The 20,525-nt window shown below is 69.0% G+C and carries 17 protein-coding genes; 8 read left to right on the top strand and 9 right to left on the bottom strand.

Annotated features, from left to right (window positions below):
* Positions 1-24: 24 nt before the first annotated feature.
* Positions 25-198 (bottom strand): 50S ribosomal protein L32, encoded by a 174-nt coding sequence (rpmF, locus tag A5712_RS10565; protein WP_066942127.1) that lies wholly within the window; start codon positions 196-198, stop codon positions 25-27.
* A 228-nt stretch (positions 199-426) separates the two neighbouring features.
* On the opposite strand from rpmF, the gene A5712_RS10560 reads away from it, so the two are divergent.
* From A5712_RS10560 to A5712_RS10530, 7 genes are all read left to right on the top strand, one after another.
* Positions 427-2,130: an acyclic terpene utilization AtuA family protein gene (locus A5712_RS10560; protein WP_068104214.1), complete on the top strand. Its 1,704-nt coding sequence runs from the start codon at positions 427-429 to the stop codon at positions 2,128-2,130.
* Positions 2,127-3,275, top strand: coding sequence for an acyl-CoA dehydrogenase family protein (locus A5712_RS10555; RefSeq protein WP_068104212.1), 1,149 nt, complete (start codon positions 2,127-2,129; stop codon positions 3,273-3,275). The genes A5712_RS10560 and A5712_RS10555 overlap by 4 nt, the downstream gene beginning before the upstream one ends.
* A 49-nt stretch (positions 3,276-3,324) precedes the next feature.
* Positions 3,325-4,920 carry an acyl-CoA carboxylase subunit beta gene (locus A5712_RS10550; protein ID WP_068104210.1) on the top strand — a complete coding sequence of 532 codons (1,596 nt, stop codon included), beginning with the start codon at positions 3,325-3,327 and terminating at the stop codon, positions 4,918-4,920.
* A 5-nt stretch (positions 4,921-4,925) separates the two neighbouring features.
* On the top strand, positions 4,926-6,923 hold the full coding sequence (locus A5712_RS10545; RefSeq protein ID WP_068104208.1) for a biotin carboxylase N-terminal domain-containing protein: 1,998 nt from the start codon (positions 4,926-4,928) through the stop codon (positions 6,921-6,923).
* Positions 6,920-8,086 carry an acyl-CoA dehydrogenase family protein gene (locus tag A5712_RS10540; RefSeq protein ID WP_068104207.1) on the top strand — a complete coding sequence of 389 codons (1,167 nt, stop codon included), beginning with the start codon at positions 6,920-6,922 and terminating at the stop codon, positions 8,084-8,086. The genes A5712_RS10545 and A5712_RS10540 overlap by 4 nt, the downstream gene beginning before the upstream one ends.
* Positions 8,086-8,856, top strand: a complete 771-nt coding sequence (locus A5712_RS10535) for an enoyl-CoA hydratase family protein (protein WP_068104205.1) — start codon at positions 8,086-8,088, stop codon at positions 8,854-8,856. The genes A5712_RS10540 and A5712_RS10535 overlap by 1 nt, the downstream gene beginning before the upstream one ends.
* A gap of 115 nt (positions 8,857-8,971) precedes the next feature.
* Positions 8,972-9,580 carry a DUF1707 domain-containing protein gene (locus tag A5712_RS10530; RefSeq protein ID WP_068104282.1) on the top strand — a complete coding sequence of 203 codons (609 nt, stop codon included), beginning with the start codon at positions 8,972-8,974 and terminating at the stop codon, positions 9,578-9,580.
* A gap of 31 nt (positions 9,581-9,611) precedes the next feature.
* Here the strand turns inward: A5712_RS10530 and A5712_RS10525 are convergent, their stop codons facing one another.
* From A5712_RS10525 to A5712_RS10495, 7 genes are all read right to left on the bottom strand, one after another.
* Positions 9,612-10,460, bottom strand: a complete 849-nt coding sequence (locus A5712_RS10525) for an aldo/keto reductase (protein WP_068104202.1) — start codon at positions 10,458-10,460, stop codon at positions 9,612-9,614.
* A gap of 61 nt (positions 10,461-10,521) precedes the next feature.
* A complete protein-coding gene (locus A5712_RS10520) occupies positions 10,522-12,522 on the bottom strand; it encodes a VWA domain-containing protein (protein ID WP_068104200.1) in 2,001 nt (666 codons plus the stop codon).
* Entirely contained in the window at positions 12,515-13,879 is a 1,365-nt protein-coding gene (locus tag A5712_RS10515; RefSeq protein ID WP_156766508.1) for an ATP-binding protein, read from the bottom strand. Before A5712_RS10515 ends, A5712_RS10520 begins: the two co-directional genes overlap by 8 nt.
* Positions 13,880-13,942: 63 nt before the next feature.
* Complete coding sequence (gene purH, locus A5712_RS10510) at positions 13,943-15,511, bottom strand: bifunctional phosphoribosylaminoimidazolecarboxamide formyltransferase/IMP cyclohydrolase (protein WP_068104196.1); 1,569 nt, start codon at positions 15,509-15,511, stop codon at positions 13,943-13,945.
* On the bottom strand, positions 15,508-16,137 hold the full coding sequence (purN, locus tag A5712_RS10505) for a phosphoribosylglycinamide formyltransferase (RefSeq protein ID WP_068104194.1): 630 nt from the start codon (positions 16,135-16,137) through the stop codon (positions 15,508-15,510). Before purN ends, purH begins: the two co-directional genes overlap by 4 nt.
* Positions 16,138-16,227: 90 nt before the next feature.
* Positions 16,228-17,535 (bottom strand): DUF6350 family protein, encoded by a 1,308-nt coding sequence (locus A5712_RS10500; RefSeq protein ID WP_082973383.1) that lies wholly within the window; start codon positions 17,533-17,535, stop codon positions 16,228-16,230.
* A 39-nt stretch (positions 17,536-17,574) separates the two neighbouring features.
* Positions 17,575-18,480, bottom strand: a complete 906-nt coding sequence (locus A5712_RS10495; RefSeq protein WP_068104193.1) for a DUF5336 domain-containing protein — start codon at positions 18,478-18,480, stop codon at positions 17,575-17,577.
* Positions 18,481-18,697: 217 nt separating this feature from the next.
* Here A5712_RS10495 and A5712_RS10490 point away from each other — a divergent pair, with 217 nt between their 5' ends.
* Entirely contained in the window at positions 18,698-19,546 is an 849-nt protein-coding gene (locus tag A5712_RS10490; protein ID WP_068104191.1) for an LLM class F420-dependent oxidoreductase, read from the top strand.
* A 70-nt stretch (positions 19,547-19,616) separates the two neighbouring features.
* Here A5712_RS10490 and sucD read toward each other — a convergent pair whose 3' ends face one another.
* Positions 19,617-20,519, bottom strand: coding sequence for a succinate--CoA ligase subunit alpha (gene sucD, locus A5712_RS10485; RefSeq protein ID WP_068104189.1), 903 nt, complete (start codon positions 20,517-20,519; stop codon positions 19,617-19,619).
* Positions 20,520-20,525: the final 6 nt, after the last annotated feature.

Raw genomic sequence — 20,525 nt, 5'->3', positions numbered from 1 at the left:
AGGCGCGCCGGGTATTTGCCGAGATTAGCGCTTGTCGAGATCGATGAGGCCGAGGCGGGCCGCCTTGAGTAGCCGGCGGGGCACCTTGTGCTTCTGGCCTGCGACGTTCACGCCGACGAGTTCGGTCTTCGTGGCCTTCCACTGCGAGCGCCGGCTTCGGGTATTCGCGCGCGACATCCTGCGTTTGGGTGTGGCCATGGTCGGGCCTTACTCCTCGTTCGGGCTTGATGGGGCATGTCGCGGGGCGTGGCCGGTGGGGCCGAACGTGCGACGATTGCCTATCAGGATAGTCGGTGGCCTGCTGGTCGCCAAAACGGCGCCCGCCGTGGACCGGGCATCCTTGACGCGACACCGCGGGTACCCGCTAACCTACCGAGTGGTTGGTTGGTTCGCGGTCACCGATATGCCCACGAATGGAGGACGCGCATGGCCTCTGCTTCCGGCGCTGTCCGCATCGCGAACTGTTCGGGCTTCTACGGCGACCGGCTTTCGGCCATGCGCGAAATGCTCACCGGCGGGGACGTCGACTACCTCACCGGCGACTACCTGGCCGAGCTGACCATGCTGATCCTGGGCCGCGACCGGATGAAGCACCCGGAGCGCGGCTACGCCAAGACCTTCCTGACACAGCTCGAGGACTGCCTGGGTGAGGCCCGCGACCGCGGGGTGCGCATCGTCGCCAACGCCGGCGGCCTCAACCCGGCCGGGCTGGCCGACGCGATCCGCGCGCTCGCCGAGCGCCTGGGTGTCCCGGCGCGCATCGCGCACGTGGAGGGCGACGACCTGTTGCCCCGCTCGGCGGAGCTGGGGTTGGGAACGCCGCTGACCGCCAACGCCTACCTCGGCGCGTGGGGAATCGTGGACTGCCTGAACGACGGCGCCGACGTCGTCGTCACCGGCCGGGTCACCGACGCCTCGGTGATCGTCGGGGCGGCGGCGGCCCACTTCGGCTGGGCCCCCTCCGACTACGACCGGCTCGCCGGCGCCGTCGTCGCGGGCCACGTGATCGAATGCGGCGTGCAGGCCACCGGCGGCAACTACTCGTTCTTCACGGAGATTCCGGACCTGACTCACGCCGGCTTCCCGCTCGCCGAGGTGCACGCCGACGGCTCCTCGGTCATCACCAAGCATCCCGGCACCGGCGGCCTGGTCAGCGTCGACACCGTCACCGCGCAATTGCTCTACGAAATCACCGGCGCCCGCTACGCCAACCCCGACGTCACCGCCCGGATGGACACTGTCGAACTGACTGCGGACGGCCCGGACCGGGTACGCATCAGCGGCGTGCGCGGCGAACCGCCGCCGCCCGCGCTGAAGGTATCGCTGAACAGCATCGGCGGGTTCCGCAACGCCATGACGTTCGTGCTGACCGGCCTGGACATCGAGGCCAAGGCCGACCTGATGCGCCGGCAGCTCGAGTCCGCTTTGACGGTCAAGCCGGCGGAACTCCAGTGGTCGCTGGCGCGCACCGATAAACCCGACGCCGACACCGAAGAGGCCGCCAGCGCCTTGCTGCACTGCGTGGTCCGCGACCCCGACCCCGCCAACGTGGGACGCCAGTTCTCCTCCGCGGCAGTGGAACTGGCGTTGGCCAGTTATCCCGGCTTCCACGTGACGGCCCCGCCCGGCGACGGTCAGGTCTACGGCGTCTTCACCGCGGGCTACGTCGACGCCAAGGAAGTCCCGCACCTCGCCGTGCACGCCGACGGCGCCCGCGTCGAGATTCCTTGCGCGACCGACACTTTGGAACTTGCTCCCGCCGACCCCCCGCCGTTGCCCGAGCCGTTGCCGGCCGGCCCGGTGCGCAGGGCGCCGCTGGGCCGCATCGCGGGGGCCCGCAGCGGTGACAAGGGCGGGTCGGCCAACGTCGGCGTCTGGGTGCGCACCGACGACCACTGGCGCTGGCTGGCCCACACCCTGACCGTCGAGAAGCTCAAGGAGTTGCTGCCGGAGGCGGCCGACTTCGACGTCACCCGGCACGTGCTGCCCAACCTGCGCGCGGTGAATTTCGTCATCGACGGCATCCTGGGCCAGGGCGTCGCCTACAACGCGCGATTCGATCCGCAGGCCAAGGGGCTGGGCGAATGGCTGCGCGGCCGCTACCTCGACATCCCGGAGAGCCTCCTGTGAGTATCTGGACCACGCCCGAGCGCGAACAGCTGCGAAAGACGGTGCGCGCCTTCACCGAACGCGAGATTCTGCCGCACGCCGACGAGTGGGAGCGCACCGGCGAGCTGCCGCGCGAGCTGCACCGCCGGGCCGGGGCGGCCGGGCTGCTGGGCGCGAGCTTTCCCGAATCGGTCGGCGGCGGTGGCGGCGACGGCGCCGACGCGGTGGTCATCTGCGAGGAGGTGCACGCCGCCGGCGCCCCCGGCGGCGTCTTCGCGTCGCTGTTCACCTCGGGCATCGCGGTGCCACACATGATCGCCTCCGGCGACGCGCGGCTGATCGACACCTTTGTCCGGCCCACGTTGGCCGGCGAGAAGATCGGTTCGCTGGCCATCACCGAGCCCGGTGGCGGTTCCGACGTCGGGCACCTGCGGACCAGCGCCGTCCGCGACGGCGACCATTACGTCGTCAACGGCGCCAAGACCTACATCACCTCCGGGGTCCGCGCGGACTACGTCGTCACCGCGGTGCGCACGGGAGGCCCTGGCGCCGCCGGGGTTTCGCTGCTGGTGGTCGAGAAGGGAACGCCCGGTTTCGAGGTGACCCGCAAGCTGGACAAGATGGGCTGGCGGTCCTCCGACACCGCCGAGCTGTCCTATACGGATGTGCGGGTGCCGGCGGCCAACCTGATCGGCGCGGCAAACAGCGGATTCGCCCAGATCGCCCAGGCGTTCGTGTCCGAGCGGATCGGCCTTGCCGCGCAGGCGTATTCGAGCGCCCAGCGGTGCCTGGACATCACGGTGGCCTGGTGCCGCGACCGGGAGACGTTCGGCCGGCCGCTGATCTCGCGGCAGTCGGTGCAGAACACGCTGGCCGAGATGGCCCGCCGCATCGACGTGGCGCGGGTGTATGCGCGCAACGTGGTCGAGCGCGAGCTCGCGGGCGAGACGAACCTGATCGCGTCCGTGTGTTTCGCCAAGAACACCGCCGTCGAGGCCGGCGAATGGGTGGCCAACCAGGCCGTGCAGCTGTTCGGCGGCATGGGCTACATGGCCGAATCCGAAGTCGAACGCCAATACCGGGACATGCGGATCCTGGGCATTGGCGGCGGAGCCACCGAGATCCTGACCGCACTGGCCGCCAAAACACTGGGATTCCAATCGTGATTGCACCGCCTTCTCCTCATCGCTCAGCTCTGCATCGTCGGCGGTGGCTGTGACCGTCCTGAAGTCCACCCTCGACCCCAACTCCGCCGCCTTCACGGACGCAGCGTCGACCGCGGCCGAACGGCTCGAGGAGATCGACGCCGAGCTGGCCAAGGCGCTCGCCGGCGGGGGCGCGAAGTACGTCGAGCGTCACCACGCCCGCGGCAAGCTGACCGCCCGGGAACGCATCGAGCTGCTCGTCGACCCGGACTCGCCGTTCCTGGAGCTCAGCCCGCTGGCCGCGTACGGCAGTGCGTTTCAGATCGGTGCCAGCACCGTCACCGGCATCGGCGTGGTGTCGGGCGTGGAGTGCCTGATCGTCGCCAACGACCCGACCGTCAAGGGCGGCACCAGCAACCCGTGGACGCTGCGAAAGATCCTGCGCGCCAACCAGATCGCCTTCCAGAACCGGCTGCCGGTGATTTCGCTGGTGGAATCCGGCGGGGCCGACCTGCCCACCCAGAAGGAGATCTTCATCCCCGGCGGGCAGATGTTCCGGGACCTGACCCGGCTCTCGGCGGCCGGCATCCCGACCATCGCGCTGGTCTTCGGCAACTCCACCGCGGGCGGCGCCTACATCCCCGGCATGTCCGACCACGTGGTGATGATCAAGGAACGCTCAAAGGTGTTCCTCGCCGGTCCCCCGCTGGTCAAGATGGCCACCGGGGAAGAGTCCGACGACGAGTCGCTCGGCGGTGCCGAAATGCACGCCCGCACTTCGGGGTTGGCGGACTACTTCGCCGTCGACGAGCTGGACGCGATCCGCATCGGGCGGCGCATCGTGTCGCGGCTGAACTGGGTCAAACAGGGGCCCGCGCCCGGGCCGATCACCGAGCCGCTGTTCGACGCCGAGGAACTGATCGGCATCGTGCCCGCCGACCTGCGCATCCCGTTCGACCCGCGTGAGGTGATCGCCCGCATCGTCGACGGTTCGGATTTCGACGAGTTCAAGCCCATGTACGGGTCGTCGCTGGTGACCGGCTGGGCCCGGCTGCACGGCTACCCGCTCGGAATTTTGGCCAACGCGCGCGGGGTGCTGTTCAGCGAGGAGTCCCAGAAGGCCACCCAGTTCATCCAGCTGGCCAACCGCTCGGACACGCCATTGTTGTTCCTGCACAACACCACCGGCTACATGGTCGGCAAGGACTACGAAGAGGGCGGGATGATCAAGCACGGCTCGATGATGATCAACGCCGTGTCCAACTCGACGGTGCCGCACATCTCGCTGCTCATCGGAGCGTCCTATGGCGCCGGACATTACGGCATGTGCGGGCGGGCCTATGACCCTCGATTCCTGTTCGCCTGGCCCAGCGCCAAATCCGCGGTGATGGGCGGCGCCCAACTCGCCGGCGTGTTGTCGATCGTGGCCCGGGTCGCCGCCGAAGCCCGCGGGCAACAGGTCGACGAGGAGGCCGACGCCGCGATGCGGGCCGCCGTCGAGGGCCAGATCGAGGCCGAGTCGCTCCCACTGGTGCTCTCCGGCATGCTCTACGACGACGGCGTGATCGACCCCCGCGATACCCGCACCGTGCTGGGAATGTGCTTGTCCGCCATCGCCAATGGCCCGATCAAAGGAACGTCGAACTTCGGCGTCTTCCGGATGTGAGCCCCATGGTCACTCGAGTGCTGGTCGCCAACCGGGGCGAGATCGCCCGGCGGGTGTTCGCCACCTGCCGTCGGCTGGGCCTGGGCACCGTCGCCGTCTACACCGAACCCGATGCCGCCTCGCCGCACGTCGCCGAGGCCGACGCCCGGGTGCGGCTGCCCAACACCATCGACTATCTGAACGCCGAGGCGATCATCGCCGCGGCCCGCGCGGCCGGCGCCGACGCGGTCCACCCCGGCTACGGATTCCTCTCGGAGAACGCTGAATTCGCTGCCGCAGTGCAGGCCGCGGGCCTGACCTGGGTGGGGCCGCCGGTGGATGCGGTGCGCGCGATGGGCTCCAAGATCGAGTCCAAGAAGCTGATGGCCGCGGCGGGCGTTCCGGTGCTCGAGGAACTGGACCCCGACACGGTCACGGACGCTCAGCTGCCGGTGCTGGTCAAGGCGTCGGCGGGCGGCGGCGGTCGCGGCATGCGGGTGGTGCGCGAATTGTCTGCCCTGGCGGGCGAAGTCGCGGCGGCGCGGCGCGAGGCCCAGTCGGCGTTCGGCGACCCGACCGTGTTCTGTGAGCGCTACCTGCCCACTGGACACCACGTCGAGGTCCAGGTCCTCGCCGACACCCACGGCACCGTGTGGGCGGTCGGGGAACGGGAGTGCTCGATTCAGCGCCGCCACCAGAAGATCATCGAAGAGGCGCCCTCGCCCCTGGTGGAACGCACGCCGGGGATGCGCGCCAAGCTGTTCGACGCGGCAAGGCTGGCCGCCGGCGCGATCGGCTACACCGGCGCCGGCACGGTCGAGTTCCTCGCCGATGATGACGGCGAGTTCTACTTCCTCGAGATGAACACCCGGCTGCAGGTCGAGCATCCGGTCACCGAGGAAACCACCGGGCTGGACCTGGTCGAGCTGCAACTGGACGTCGCCGCCGACGGTCGCCTGCCGGCTGAACCTCCTGCGGCCCAGGGACATTCGATCGAGGCTCGGCTCTACGCCGAGGACCCCGCGCACGGCTGGCAGCCGCAGGCCGGGCCGGTGCACGCGATCGACGTGCCGGCGGTCCGAGCCGAGTTCGGCCCGCTAGGCCACCGGACCGGGATCCGGCTGGACTCCGGGATCGTCGACGGCTCGGTGGTGTCGATCCACTACGACCCGATGCTCGCCAAGGTCATCTCCTACGCCCCGACGCGGCGGCAAGCCGCGCTGGTGCTGGCGGACGCGCTGGCCCGCGCCCGCCTGCACGGCGTGCGCACCAACCGCGAACTGCTGGTGAACGTCCTGCGCCACCCGGCGTTCCTCGACGGCGCCACCGACACTGCGTTCTTCGACACGCACGGCCTGGCGGAGCTGTCCGCGCCGCTGGCCGACGACGCCACGATCCGGCTCTCCGCCGTCGCCGCAGCCCTTGCCGACGCCGCGCACAACCGCGCCACCGCGAAGAACTCCGGGGTCCTCGGCTCGCTGCCCAGCGGCTGGCGCAACCTGGCTTCGGGCTATCAGGTCAAGGCCTACCGCGACGACGGCGACACCGAGCACCACGTCGAATACCGTTTCACCAGAACTGGTTTGACGCTGCCCAACCACCCGTCCGTGGGGCTGATCTCCGCCGCGCCGGATCGGGTCGTGCTCGCCGCCGACGGGGTGGAACTCGCCTTCGCGGTGCGGCGGTACGGTCCCAATCTTCAAGACGTCTACGTCGATTCGGCCCGCGGGCCCGTTCGCCTGGTCGCGCTGCCGCGCTTCCCCGAGCCGGGCTCGACCGTCGAAAAGGGTTCCCTGGTGGCGCCGATGCCCGGCAACGTCATCCGCGTCGGCGCCGCCGTCGGCGACACCGTCGCGATCGGCCAGCCTCTGATCTGGCTGGAGGCGATGAAGATGGAACACACCATCACCGCGCCGTCGGACGGCATGCTCGCCGAGCTCAACGTCGAAACCGGTCAACAAGTCGAAGTGGGCGCCGTCCTGGCAAGAGTGGAAGCGCCCGAATCAGAAGGAGATTCACAGTGACCGACAGCAGCTTCATCGAAAACGAGGAGCGCCGGGCGCTGCGCAAGGCGGTGTCGGAGTGGGCGTCCAACTACGGCGCCGAGTATTACCTGGAGAAGGCCCGCGCGCACGAACACACCAACGAATTATGGTCCGAGGCAGGCAAATTAGGCTTCCTCGGGGTGAACCTGCCCGAGGAATACGGCGGCGGCGGCGCCGGCATGTACGAGCTGTCGCTGGTGATGGAGGAGATGGCGGCCGCCGGCAGCGCGCTACTGCTGATGGTGGTCTCACCGGCCATCAACGGCACCATCATCAGCAAGTTCGGCACCGACGAGCAGAAAAAGCGCTGGATTCCCGGCATCGCCGACGGGACCCTGACGATGGCCTTCGCGATCACCGAGCCCGACGCCGGGTCCAACTCGCACAAGATCACCACGACCGCCCGTCGCGACGGTGGCGACTGGATTCTCAAGGGCCAGAAGGTTTACATTTCCGGCATCGACCAGGCGCAGGCGGTGCTGGTGGTGGCCCGCACGGAGGAGGCGAAGACCGGCAAGCTGCGCCCGGCGCTGTTCGTGGTGCCGACCGACGCACCGGGTTTTACCTACACCCCGATCGAGATGGAGCTGATCAGCCCCGAGCGCCAGTTCCAGGTCTTCCTGGACGACGTCCGGCTGCCCAGCGACGCGCTCGTCGGAGCCCAAGATGCCGCCATCGCACAGCTTTTCGCCGGGCTGAACCCCGAGCGGATCATGGGCGCGGCCAGTTCGGTGGGCATGGCGCGGTGCGCGCTGAGCAAGGCCGTCGACTACGTCAAGACGCGACAGGTCTGGTCCACGCCGATCGGAGCGCACCAGGGCCTCTCACATCCGTTGGCGCAGTGCCACATTGAGGTCGAACTCGCCAAGCTGATGATGCAGAAGGCCGCGACGCTCTACGACAACGGCGACGACGGGGGCGCGGCCGAGGCCGCCAACATGGCCAAGTACGCCGCGGCCGAGGCGGCCACCCGCTCGGTCGACCAGGCGGTGCAATCGATGGGCGGCAACGGGTTGACCAAGGAGTACGGGGTGGCGGCGATGCTCGCCTCGGCCCGGCTGGGACGGATCGCCCCGATCAGCCGCGAGATGGTGCTGAACTTCGTCGCGCAGACGTCGTTGGGCCTGCCCCGGTCGTACTGATGGACGCCGTCGTCGAATACTCGGTCGACGGGCATGTCGCCCGGCTGACGCTGAATTCGCCGCATAACCGCAACGCGCTGTCGACGGCCCTTGTCGATCAACTGCATCGGGGTCTCCGCGACGCTGCCACGGACCCGCACGTGCGGGTGGTCGTGTTGGGCCACACCGGCGGCACCTTCTGCGCCGGGGCGGACCTTTCTGAGGCCGGCGCGGGCGACCCCTACGACATGGCCGTGGCGCGGGCCCGGGAGATGACCGCGCTGTTGCGCGCCATCGTGGCCGCGCCGCTGCCGGTGGTCGGCGCGATCGACGGGCACGTCCGCGCCGGCGGGTTCGGGTTGGTCGGCGCCTGCGACATTGTGATCGCCGGGCCGCGCAGCACCTTCGCGCTGACCGAGGCCCGGATCGGCGTGGCGCCGGCGATCATCTCGCTGACGCTGCTGCCGAAGCTGTCGGCGCGCGCAGCGGCGCGCTACTACCTGACCGGCGAGACGTTCGATGCGGCCGCGGCCGCCGAGATCGGTCTTGTCACCATCGCGGCCGAGGATGTGGACGCCGCGGTGGCGAAGGTCGTCGCCGACGTGAGCCGCGGGTCGCCGCAGGGCCTCGCCGCGTCGAAGGCGCTGACCACCGCCGCCGTCCTCGACGGGTTCGACCGCGACGCCGAACGTCTCACCGAAGAATCGGCCCGGCTGTTCGTCTCCGACGAAGCCCGCGAAGGCATGCTGGCGTTCCTGCAGAAGCGCCCACCCAGTTGGGCAAACGTCTAACGGGGCGGCGCGACCTGCGGCAACAAGCCCCCAGGCCCGGGCTTGACCTGGGATGAACGTTGCAGTTTAGCCAACCCCCTTGCAGCAAAACTTCTACGTCGTACGCTCGTGGATGATGAGCAACTCAGCGCAGCGTGACGCCGGCGAGACGGAGGCCGCGCGCGACGTACCGTCCCGCGCGGCCGACACGGATCGCATCCAGGTCGCGCAGTTGCTCACCTATGCGGCCGAACAGGGCCGCCTGCAGATGAAGGACTACGAAGACCGCCTGACGAAGGCCTACGCGGCTACCACCTATGAGGAGCTCGACGAGCTCAGGGCCGACCTGCCGGGCACGATGCTAAGCCCCCGCCGGGGCGGCAAGCCCAACCCGGCGCCGTCGACATTGCTGCTCGCCCTGATGAGCAATTTCGAGCGGCGCGGCCGGTGGAACGTCCCGAAGAAGCTCACCACCTTCACCTTTTGGGGCACCGGGGTGGTGGACCTGCGTTACGCCGACTTCACCTCCACCGAGGTCGACATCCACGCGATCTCGATCATGGGCGCGCAGAACATCTTGCTGCCACCCGAGGTCAACGTCGAGATCCACGGCCGCGGCGTGATGGGCGGCTTCGACCACACGGTGCTGGGCCAGGGCACGCCCGGCGCGCCGAAGGTGAACATTCGCGGCTTCTCGCTCTGGGGCGGGGTGGGCATCAAGCGCAAGGCCCGCCGGCCCCGTTAGACGCGTTGCGCCCCAACCGCTCTGAGCGACCCTAGCCCGGAATGTAGTCGAACTTGTCGGGATTGGGGCCCCTGCGGCCCGCTTCTCCCTTGTCCAACGCCGTGATCGCGTCCATGTCGGAGCCGTCCAGTTCGAAGTCGAACAGCTCGAAGTTCTCCCGGATCCGTTCCGGCGTGACCGATTTCGGGAAGACGATGTCGCCGCGCTGAATGTGCCAGCGCAACACCACCTGGGCCGGCGACTTGCCGCGCGCGTCGGCGATGCGGTTGATCACCGGGTCGCCGAGCACCTTGCCCTGGGCGATCGGCGACCACGCCTCGGTGACGATGCCGTGGTCACGCCCGTAGCCGCGGACCTGCTCGTTGGTGAAGTACGGATGAACCTCAATCTGGTTGACCGACGGGACCGTTTCGGTTTCCGCGGCGAGGCGCTCCAGATGCTCGACCTGGAAGTTCGACACGCCGATGCTGCGAGCGCGGCCGTCTTTCGCGAACTCCTCGAGGACCTTCCAGGTGGAGACGAAGTCCCCGCCGTAGAGGGTGGGTAGCGGCCAGTGAATGAGGAACAGGTCCACGTAGTCGGAGTCCAGGGCCTCCAGCGTTTTGTCGAATGCGTGGCGCGCATCGTCGGGCTTGTGGAAGCCGTTGTTGAGCTTGCTGGTGACGAAAACGTCGGCGCGGTCCAAGCCGGCGTCGCGGATGCCTTGGCCGACTTCCCTTTCGTTCCCGTACATTTCCGCGGTGTCGATGTGCCGATATCCGATGTCGAGGGCGCGCTTGACGGCGGCGGCCGTCTCGTCCGGCTTGATCTGGAACACGCCGAAGCCCAGCTGTGGGATGCGCACACCGTCGTTGAGTTCGATCGTTGGAACGTTGCTCATGCGTCTCCTCCTTCTTCGCCCGACTACCCGGTCGGGGAAGTATCTATTCCACTGAAGGGATTTACCGACGGCGCCGCGACCGCAGGTAGTCGCCCACCACGGCGGCCCCCAGGCCGTCGACGTCGGGCACCACGACGCGGCCCTCGACGCGCCGCGCGACCTGATCGATGAACCGGGCCAGACCGGGGTCGTCGCCCAGCCGGAAGATCGTCACCTGCGCGCCGAGCCGTGCCATGTCGTCGAATCCGCGCACCGTGTGGGCGATGGTCCGCGGATGCGGCGGGTAATCAAAGAACACCGCCGAACCGTCGCCGTTGAAGTCCTCCAGGTGAGCGGTCGGCTCACCGTCGGTCACCACCAGCACGACGGGCTGTGCGTTGGGGTGCCGGCGCAGGTGGCGACCCGCCAGCGCCAGCGCGTGATGCAGGTTGGTGCCCTGCTCGTAGACACCCTCCAGGCCGGTCAGCTCGGCGGCCGTCACCGTCCGGGCGTACCGCCCAAAGGCAATGATCTGCAGGGCATCCGAGCGAAAACGCGTGCACACCAGGTGGTTGAGGGCGAGCGCCGTCTGCTTCATCGGCAGCCAGCGATTCTCCATCACCATCGAAAACGACGTGTCGACCAACAGCGCCACGGCGGCCTGGGTGCGGGTCTCCGTCTCGGACACCTCGACGTCGTCGACCGTGATCCGCAGCGAGACAGCGCCGTCCGCCCCCTTGACGGGCGCGGTTCCCGCCCGCCGCAACACCGCGTTCGTCAGTGTGCGTGGGATGTTCCACGGCTCGGTGTCACCGAACTGCCAGGGCCGTGTCGCGCCGGTCAACTCGCCCGCGGCGCCCGCGCGCCGATGGTCGCGCTCGCCGTGGCGACCCGAAAGCTGTTGCGCCACATCGCGAAGCGCCGTCTCGCCGAGCCGGCGCATCGCCTTCGGGGAGAGCCGCCACTGGCCGTCGGAACCGCGGTCCAGGAAGCCCTGATTGACCAGGGCGCGTTCCAATTCGGCGAGTGTGCGCGCGTCGATGGCCGCCTCGTCGCCGAGCTGGCGCGCCAGCGCGTCCAGGTCGACGTCATCCATGGTGGCGCCCGGGTAGCTTTGCGACAGCTGCTCGGCCAGCTGCTCCAGCTCGGCGATGTCCGAGATCGCCTGCGTCCCTTCGCCCATGCCGAACGGGTTGTCGCCGGAGAACTGCTCGGAGCCGGTCCAGTCCTCGCCCGGCCGCGCCGCCTGCAGATGGGCGTCGAGTCGGCCCAACGCCTCCATCAACGCCGGTGAACCGAATGCCTGCTGCGCCAACGCATCCAGCTCGGCGCGCTGGTCGGGGCTCAGGCTGTTGCGGAAGCGTTGCGCCGCCGCGGCGCGCTTGGCCAGCGAGTCGAGCAGCTCGTCGACGTTGCGCGGGTTCTCCGGGAAGAACTCGCCGTGCTTGTCCATGAAGTCTTCGAAGTCCTGCTGGGTGTCTTGGCCTTTGGCGTGCTTGTCCAGCAGTTCGTTCAGGTCGTCCAGCATCTCGTTGACGCGCTGGCGATCCTCGTCGGTGGCACCCTCCAGGGCCTGCTTCATCCCGGCGAAGCGCTGGTCCAGCATCTCGCGGCCGAGCAAATCCTTGATCTGCTCGTATTTTTGGCGGGCCTCGCCGCTGCGCCAGTCGTAGTCGGAAAGCTCCTGGACGGCCTTGGCGGGCGACGCCGGAAGCGCGTCCAGCTGCAGCTCGCCGAAGCGGGCGTCGTCGTCCAGCGCGCGGGCCAGCTCCTTGCGTTCGGCCAGCACGGCCTCGTCGAGCAGCTTCTTGATCTCTTGCAGGGTGCCGTCCAAGTTGTTGCGGCGCAACAAGTCCCGTCGACGCTTGTTCGCCTCGGCCGCCAGCCGATCGGCGCCGGGCATGTTCTTGGTGCCGCGGCGCAGCAGCTCCGAGAGCGCGCGCCGCGGCGAGGTGCCGGCCATGACGTCCTGGCCGATCTGTTCGAGCGCCTCGCGCAGATCTACCGGCGGCGCCAGCGGGTCGGGCCCGCCGGTGTACGCGGAGTATCGCGACGAATGCCCCCTCGAAACAGGTTTAGCCATAGACGGTTTGGCCCTCCCCGGACACCTTGTCGATCCGCTTGGCCAGGTACAACGCCTCGAGCGCCAATTCCAATGCCGCCGCGCGCTCGCCCTCGGATTCGGCGTGTAGCTTGGCGGCGATCTTGTCCACGACGGGCAGGTTGGGCACGGCGGCCAGCACGTCCTTGGCCGACACCCGCTCACCCGTGGTGACCGCGGAGCCGCCCTCGACCGCGGCCACTAAGGCGCCGACGTCGATCCCGCCCAGCACGCGGGCCGCGGTGTCGGCGGTCGCGCGGCGCAACAGGTGCTCCAGCACGGCCTGTTCGCGGCCCTCCTCGCCGGACTCGAATTCCAGCTTGCCGCGCAGCACGTCGATGATCGTGCCCAAATCGACCACCCGGGCCACCGGGTCGGTCTCCCCCAGCACCGCGCCGCGGTGCCGGGCGGCGGCGGCGACGGTCTCGGCCGCCGCGATCGCGAACCGCGCCGACACCCCGGATCGCTGGTCGATCGAGTTGGACTCGCGCAGGTAGCGGGCGAACCGCGCCATCACCTGCATCAGATAGTCGGGCACCTGCGCGGACAGGTGCGCCTCCTGGACGATCACGCCCACCTCGGCGTCGAGCTCCAGCGGGTAGTGGGTGCGGATCTCGGCGCCGAACCGGTCCTTGAGCGGGGTGATGATGCGGCCCCGGTTGGTGTAGTCCTCGGGGTTGGCGCTGGCGACCACCAGCACGTCCAGCGGCAGGCGCAGCGTGTAGCCGCGGACCTGGATGTCGCGCTCCTCCATGACGTTGAGCATGGATACCTGGATGCGCTCGGCCAGGTCGGGCAGCTCGTTGACCGCGACGATGCCGCGGTGTGCGCGCGGGATCAGCCCGTAGGCGATGGTCTCCGGGTCACCGAGGCTGCGGCCCTCGGCGACCTTGATCGGGTCGATGTCGCCGACCAGGTCGGCGACGCTGGTGTCGGGTGTGGCCAGCTTCTCGGTGTAGCGCTCGCTGCGGTGCTTCCAGGCCACCGGCAGGTCGTCGCCCAGGGTCGCGGCCCGCCGGATCGACTCGGGCGTGATCGGCCGGTAGGGGTGTTCGCCCAGCTCGGCGCCGTCGATGACGGGTGTCCACTCGTCGAGGAGCCCGACCAGCGCCCGCAGCAGCCGGGTCTTGCCCTGGCCGCGTTCGCCCAGCAGCACGAAGTCGTGACCGGCGATCAGCGCGCGCTCCAGCTGGGGCAGTACGGTGTCGTCGAAGCCCAGGATTCCGGGCCAGACCTCGTCCCCCTCAGCCAGCGCGGTCAGCAGGTTTTCGCGGATTTCCTGTTTGACTCCCCGCTCGCGGTGGCCGGCGGCGCGCAGTTCGCCGACCGTGCGGGGCATGTTGCTCGGTGATGGCACCACTCCACGCTACGCGTAAGGCGCAATGGCCACCCGCTAAGCGGTCTAGTGCGCGAAGTGACGGGCCCCGGTGAGGTACAGGGTGATGCCGGCGTTGGCCGCCGCCGCGGTGACCTCGTCGTCGCGCACGGATCCGCCCGGGTGCACCACCGCCTTCACTCCCGCGGCCGTCAGCGTCTCGAGGCCGTCGGGGAACGGGAAGAACGCGTCCGAAGCCGCGACGGCGCCGCGCACCCGGTCGCCACCGCGTTCGACGGCCAGCCGGGCCGCGTCGACGCGGTTGACCTGCCCCATGCCGACGCCGATGGTGGCGCCGTCGGCGGCGATCACGATCGCGTTGGACTTGACCGCGCGGCAGGCCCGCCACGCAAACACCAGGTCGGTCAAGGTGTTCGGGTCGGCCGGTGACCCGGTCGCGAGGGTCCAGTTGACCGGGTTGTCGCCGTGCGCGTCGAGCTGGTCGCGCTGTTGCACCAGCAGTCCCCCGCTGACCGGTCGCAGCTCGGTGCCCCCGGCCAGCGGTTCGGAGGCCACCAGCACGCGGATGTTCTTCTTGCGCGTCAATGCGTCGACCGCGTCCGGCGCGTAGGCCGGCGCCACGATGACCTCGGTGAAGATGGTGCTGACGTATTCCGCCATCTCGACGCTGACCTCGGTGTTCGACGCGATCACGCCGCCGAAGGCGCTGAGCGGATCACACTCGTGGGCTTTGCGGTGCGCGTCGGCGACCGACACCGACGAGATCGCGATCCCACACGGGTTGGCGTGCTTGATGATTGCCACGCACGTCTCTTCGTGGTCGAACGCGGCCCGCCACGCCGCGTCGGCGTCGGTGAAGTTGTTGTAGGACATCTCTTTTCCGTGCAGCTGCTCGGCCTGGGCCAGGCCCGGCCAGGCGCCGGGGTCGCTGTAGAGCGCCGCCTGCTGGTGCGGGTTCTCGCCGTAGCGGAGCATCGCGGTGCGCCGCCAGCTGCCGGCGAGCCACTGCGGGAACGCCGTGGGCGGATGCTCGGGCGCCAGCGTCGACTCCATCCAGCCGGCCACGGCGATGTCGTAGTCCGCGGTGTGCTGAAACGCCAGCGACGCCAGCCTTTTGCGCTCGGCGAGGGTAAATCCGCCGTTGCGCACCGCCGCGAGGACGCCGTCATACCCGAGCGGGTCGACGACGACGGCCACGCTGGGATGGTTCTTGGCGGCTGCCCGGACCATCGAGGGCCCGCCGATGTCGATCTGCTCGACGCATTCGTCGATGCCCGCGCCGGAATCGACGGTCTCGCTGAACGGATACAGGTTGACGACGACCAGTTCGAACGCCGCGATGCCGAGCTCCTCGAGCGCCGCGGCGTGCTCGGGCTTGCGCAGGTCGGCCAGCAGCCCGGCGTGCACCCGCGGGTGGAGCGTCTTGACCCGCCCGTCGAGCACCTCGGGGAAGCCGGTCAGCTCCTCCACTGGCGTGACCGAAATTCCTTTGTCGGCAATGGTTTTCGCGGTGGAACCGGTGGAGACGATCTCCACGCCCGCCGCGCTCAGGCCCTCGGCGAGCTCGATCAGCCCCGTCTTGTCGTACACGCTGATCAACGCGCGGCGAATCGCCCTTCTTGACTCGTCGCTCATCCTATGGTCGCCTTTCGTCCGGTCCAGGTCACGCCGCGGGTTGCGATCGCGGCCACCACATCCACCAACAGTCGCCGCTCGATGACCTTGATGCGCTCATGCAGTGTCTCTTCGTTGTCGCCGTCGAGCACCGGAACGGGCTCCTGCGCCAATATCGGCCCGGTGTCCATGCCGGCGTCTACCAGGTGCACCGTACAGCCGGTGACCTTCACACCGTAAGCCAGCGCGTCGGGCACCGCATGCGCCCCGGCGAAGGCCGGCAGCAGCGCCGGATGGGTGTTGAGCGTTCGGCCGCAGAATCGTGAAAGAAACTGCGGCCCAAGTATTTTCATGAACCCCGCGGAGACGATGAGATCGGGCGAGTGCGCGGCCGTCGCCTCGGTGATGGCCGCGTCCCAGGCCGTGCGGTCCGGGTAGTCGCCAAGGCGGACCGTGAACGCCGGCAACGACGCCGCCACCGCGACCTCGGTGGCCCGGCATTCGCGATCCACGCCGACCGCGACTATGCGCGCCGGATAGTCACCCGTGGCGGCTTCGATGAGCGAGCCCAGCAACGAACCGGTGCCGGACGCCAGCACCACCACCCGCGCCGGCGCGCTCGGGGGCACGTGAAGCGGTTGGGGCACAACGGGGAGCCTACTGGGAGGTATCGCCGCGCCGACTCTGCGTCCAGCGCTGTTTCGCTCGGCGTGTCGGCGCGCTCAGCGCAGTCTCGATCACTCCGGGGGCTTCTCGTCGTCCTTGTCGTCTGCGGGCTCGTCGGCCGGCCCCTCATCAAACTCGTCATCCGGCTCGTCGGCCGGCTCGTCGAATTGCTCCGCGAAGTCCGCCGGTCGCTCGGCCGCCGCGGGCGGGCTCTTGCGGCGCCGGAGCCGGATGGGCCGGATCCCGCCGGCCATCACCACGGTTATCCAGCCCACCACCGCGAACCAGAAGAACACGCCGATCAGCAGGGCCCCCTGGTCGACGCCGACGTCACCGAAGTTGCCCAGCCGGCCGCTGCCGGCGTAAGCCAGCAATGACATCACCAACGCGCCGACGACCGATGCGACCAGCAGTTTGGCCAGCGCCGGCAGCACCGGCAGCGCGTGCCGGGCGCATTGTTGTCCCACCGCAACACCGGACGAGGCGCCCACGATGAGCAACGCGACCCAGACCGGACCCAGTGGCGGCGTGGGGGCCGCGGCCAGGATCGGCAGCGCGGGCATGTCACCGCCGAACACGGTGAACGGACTGAACGTCGCGAAACCGAGGTGCGCCGAAGACCCGACCGCAATCGCCGACGTGCCGACGATGACGTTCGGTGCGTACAGCACCGACAGCACCGTGAGGCTGAACTCTCCGAATATCGAATCGGTGATCCCGTAGAGCTCTTGCATCGTCGACCAGTGCACTACCAGCGAGCCCGCGGTCACCAGGCCGGAAAGCCCGAGCAGCGCCAGCACGCCGGCCACCGCCGCGCGAAGCGAATCACCGAGCCAGTTGGGCAGCGGCGATGCCGCCAGCGCGCGCCGGCCCACCCGCGACCACACCCCGATCCCGGCGCCGATGGCGTGCACCACCAGCACGCTGACGAACGCCCGCAGGGCGCTGGGCGTCTGCAGCTCGGTGATCACCGACGACGCGTCGTGGATGACCGCGAGCGCGATCGCCGCCATCAGGAGCGGCCCACCCAGCGCGGAGGCGATCACCCACCGGACCACCAGCCATGACGAGGAGGGAGATGTCGCCCGTGCGCTGGTGCGCGCGGTACCCCACACCATCAACAGGACCGGCAGCAACGGCAGGACGCCCAGCTCGCGGCCACCGATCGAGATCGGCACCTGGTGCACCCCGAGCCACATGCTGGCGATGGCGCCGGGCGCACCCGTCATGTCGCTGTTGGCGATCAGCAACTGCAGCAACGTGACCGCGGCGATGATGCCCAACGCCACCACGGCCGGCGCGAACGCCACCCGGACAAGGTCGCGCGCCTGGCGAGCGCCTGCCGCCCGGTTGTCCGCGCTTTCCGACACCCTTGTCACTCTTGGCGCACGTGCCCGACTACGCGCGAGAGCGCACGTTTAGGCCGGTGCCGGCGGCCCGGACGACGGCGACTGCTGCTCCTGGCCGCCGGTGTGGCTGGATTGCTCGGCCGGGGCCGAAGCCGCCTGCGACTCGTTGGACGACGGAGGCGGGCTGAAGCTGGGAAAACCGGTGGGTGGCGTCGACGGTCCCTGCTGATGCTGCGCGGTCGGCTGCTGACCCGACTGCGGCGAGGCCTGTGCACCGAAGCCGCCGGTCGACGTGGGGATCGCCTGCTGGGTCACGTCCTGGCTGGACGGATAGCCCCCGTACTGGGCGCCGTACCCGGACGGGCGCGGCGGCTCCTGCTGTCCCGCGTGCTGCTGGCCGTAGTAGGACGGTTGCTGTCCGTACTGCCCGTACTGGCCGTATTGCCCGTACTGGCCATACTGCGCGTACGGGTCGTACTTGGGCCGCGGGGCCGGTGCGGTGATGACGCCGGCGTCCAGCAGTAACGCACCGATGGCGGCGATCGCCTGCAAAATGCTGCATGCCACCAGAGGCCACATCGCCCAGCCGATCGCGAAGCCGGCGGGCGTGTTGACGGTCTCGGTGATGGCCAGCAGCGCACCCAGCGTCGCAATCACCGCGACGATTCCCACGTAGCTCTTGGCCTTGGGCAGCAAGCTGATTGCGGCCAGCAGGGAAGCCAGCACCGCGACGATCACCGCGGTGCCGGCATCGCCGGCGCGTCCACCGCCCGGGCCCAGGTCGGCGCCGATGGTGAACGTCGGGCCGAAGTTCAGCAGGTACACCGCGATGCCGAGCACCACGACTGCGATGTTCAGTATCCGCGGAAGCTTGCTTTCGCCGTCGTCGGTCTTGGCGAACGACGGCGTGCTGCCCGCGTAGGACCCGCTTGGCTGCTGGGGTTGATATCCGGGGCTACCGGGCGAGTAGGTCATGACTCCTCCTGTTGCTTCCCGTGGTCTTGAAGTGTCTCGGCGGTGTCACATTCAAGCGCGACGCGGTGCCGCTGGGCGCGCCGCTTCGAAACACCTTCCCCATGTCGCGTAGCGGCGCGATCGATCACCCACGCTAGCGCACGTCCGGACGGACGCGCCGGGACGCCGCGCCCCGGTAGCTTGCCCCGCATCGGTAGAACACGTTCTAATCCTGTGCATGGATTACGGGCTCGTGCTTTTCACCAGCGATCGTGGCATCACCCCGGCGGCCGCCGCCAAGCTTGCCGACGACAACGGCTTCCACACCTTTTACGTGCCGGAACACACGCATATCCCGGTCAAGCGTGAGGCGGCCCATCCCACGACGGGCGACGCGTCGCTGCCGGACGACCGCTACATGCGCACGCTAGACCCGTGGGTGAGCCTGGGCGCGGCATGCGCCGTCACCTCCCGGGTGCGGCTCTCGACCGCCGTCGCACTGCCCGTCGAGCACGACCCGATCACGCTGGCGAAAAGCATTGCCACCCTTGACCATCTGTCGGGGGGTCGCGTCAGCCTCGGCGTCGGGTTCGGGTGGAACACCGACGAGCTCGCCGATCACGGGGTGCCGGCCGGCCGGCGCCGCACCATGTTGCGCGAGTACATCGAGGCGATGCGTGCGTTGTGGACGGAAGAAGAGGCCGCCTACGACGGCGAATTCGTCAAGTTCGGTCCCAGCTGGGCGTGGCCGAAGCCGGCGCAGCCGCACATTCCGGTGTTGGTGGGCGCGGCCGGCAATGAGAAGAACTTCAAGTGGATCGCGCGCAGCGCCGACGGCTGGATCACCACGCCGCGCGACTTCGACATCGACGAGCCGGTCAAGCTGCTGCAGGACACCTGGGCCGCCGCGGGGCGCGACGGCGCTCCGCAGATCGTCGCGCTGGACTTCAAGCCGATCCCCGAGAAGCTGGCGCGCTGGGCCGAGCTGGGGGTGACCGAGGTGCTGTTCGGTTTGCCGGACCGCCCCGAAGACGAGATCGCCGCCTATGTGGAGCGGTTGGCCGGCAAGCTGGCCGCTCTCGTCTAGCGCCAGCAGACGCAGAATCGCACAAATCCGCGCAGCGGCGTGCGATTCTGCGTCTGCTCGCCGAAGAGCTCTACAGGCTCTTGAGGATCTCCCGGGCCAGCGCCGCGGTCTCCGACGGGGTCTTGCCGACCTTGACGCCCGCGGCCTCCAGGGCCTCCTTCTTGGCGGCCGCGGTGCCCGACGAGCCGGACACGATGGCGCCGGCGTGGCCCATCGTCTTGCCCTCCGGCGCGGTGAATCCCGCGACGTAGCCGACGACCGGCTTGGAGACGTGGGCCTTGATGTAGTCGGCCGCGCGCTCCTCGGCGTCGCCGCCGATCTCACCGATCATCACTATGACCTTGGTGTCGGGGTCCTTTTCGAACGCCTCGATGGCGTCGATGTGGGTGGTGCCGATCACCGGGTCCCCGCCGATGCCGATGGACGTCGAGAACCCGAAATCACGCAGCTCGTACATCATTTGGTAGGTCAGCGTGCCGGACTTGGACACCAGCCCGACGGGGCCCGAACCGGTGATGTTGGCCGGGGTGATGCCCACCAGCGCCTCGCCCGGCGTGATGATGCCGGGGCAGTTCGGCCCGATGATGCGCGTCTTGCTGCCCTTTTCCACGTTGTAGGCCCACGCAAAGGCCGTGTCCTGCACCGGGATTCCCTCGGTGATGACGACCAGCAGCGGGATCTCGGCGTCGATGGCCTCGATGATGGCGTCCTTGGCGAATTTCGGCGGCACGAAGATGATCGACACGTCCGCGCCGGTCTTTTCCATCGCCTCCGTGACGCTGCCGAACACCGGCAACTTGGTGATCCGGCCGCCCTTGTCCTCCTGTGTGACGGTGGTGCCCGCCTTGCGCGCGTTGACACCGCCCACAATCTGGGTGCCCGCCTTGAGCATTCGGGCGGTGTGCACGGTGGCCTCGCTGCCGGTGATGCCCTGGACGATGACCTTGTTGTTCTTGTTCAGGAAGATCGACATGGTTCC

This window comes from Mycobacterium sp. E2327 (genome assembly GCF_001672675.1).
Classification (GTDB): Bacteria; Actinomycetota; Actinomycetes; order Mycobacteriales; family Mycobacteriaceae; genus Mycobacterium.
The sequence above is the reverse complement of the archived record's forward strand: the minus strand, read 5'-3'. Positions and strand labels throughout refer to the sequence as shown.

Excerpts from the sequence above, each read along its gene's own strand:
- A5712_RS10490 (WP_068104191.1), top strand. The coding sequence starts at position 18,698 with ATGGATTACGGGCTCGTGCTTTTCACCAGCGATCGTGGCATCACCCCG.
- sucD (WP_068104189.1), bottom strand. The coding sequence starts at position 20,519 with ATGTCGATCTTCCTGAACAAGAACAACAAGGTCATCGTCCAGGGCATC.
- A5712_RS10535 (WP_068104205.1), top strand. The coding sequence starts at position 8,086 with ATGGACGCCGTCGTCGAATACTCGGTCGACGGGCATGTCGCCCGGCTG.
- A5712_RS10560 (WP_068104214.1), top strand. The coding sequence starts at position 427 with ATGGCCTCTGCTTCCGGCGCTGTCCGCATCGCGAACTGTTCGGGCTTC.
- A5712_RS10525 (WP_068104202.1), bottom strand. The coding sequence starts at position 10,460 with ATGAGCAACGTTCCAACGATCGAACTCAACGACGGTGTGCGCATCCCA.
- A5712_RS10495 (WP_068104193.1), bottom strand. The coding sequence starts at position 18,480 with ATGACCTACTCGCCCGGTAGCCCCGGATATCAACCCCAGCAGCCAAGC.
- A5712_RS10545 (WP_068104208.1), top strand. The coding sequence starts at position 4,926 with ATGGTCACTCGAGTGCTGGTCGCCAACCGGGGCGAGATCGCCCGGCGG.
- A5712_RS10520 (WP_068104200.1), bottom strand. The coding sequence starts at position 12,522 with ATGGCTAAACCTGTTTCGAGGGGGCATTCGTCGCGATACTCCGCGTAC.
- A5712_RS10515 (WP_156766508.1), bottom strand. The coding sequence starts at position 13,879 with ATGCCCCGCACGGTCGGCGAACTGCGCGCCGCCGGCCACCGCGAGCGG.
- A5712_RS10530 (WP_068104282.1), top strand. The coding sequence starts at position 8,972 with ATGAGCAACTCAGCGCAGCGTGACGCCGGCGAGACGGAGGCCGCGCGC.
- purH (WP_068104196.1), bottom strand. The coding sequence starts at position 15,511 with ATGAGCGACGAGTCAAGAAGGGCGATTCGCCGCGCGTTGATCAGCGTG.
- rpmF (WP_066942127.1), bottom strand. The coding sequence starts at position 198 with ATGGCCACACCCAAACGCAGGATGTCGCGCGCGAATACCCGAAGCCGG.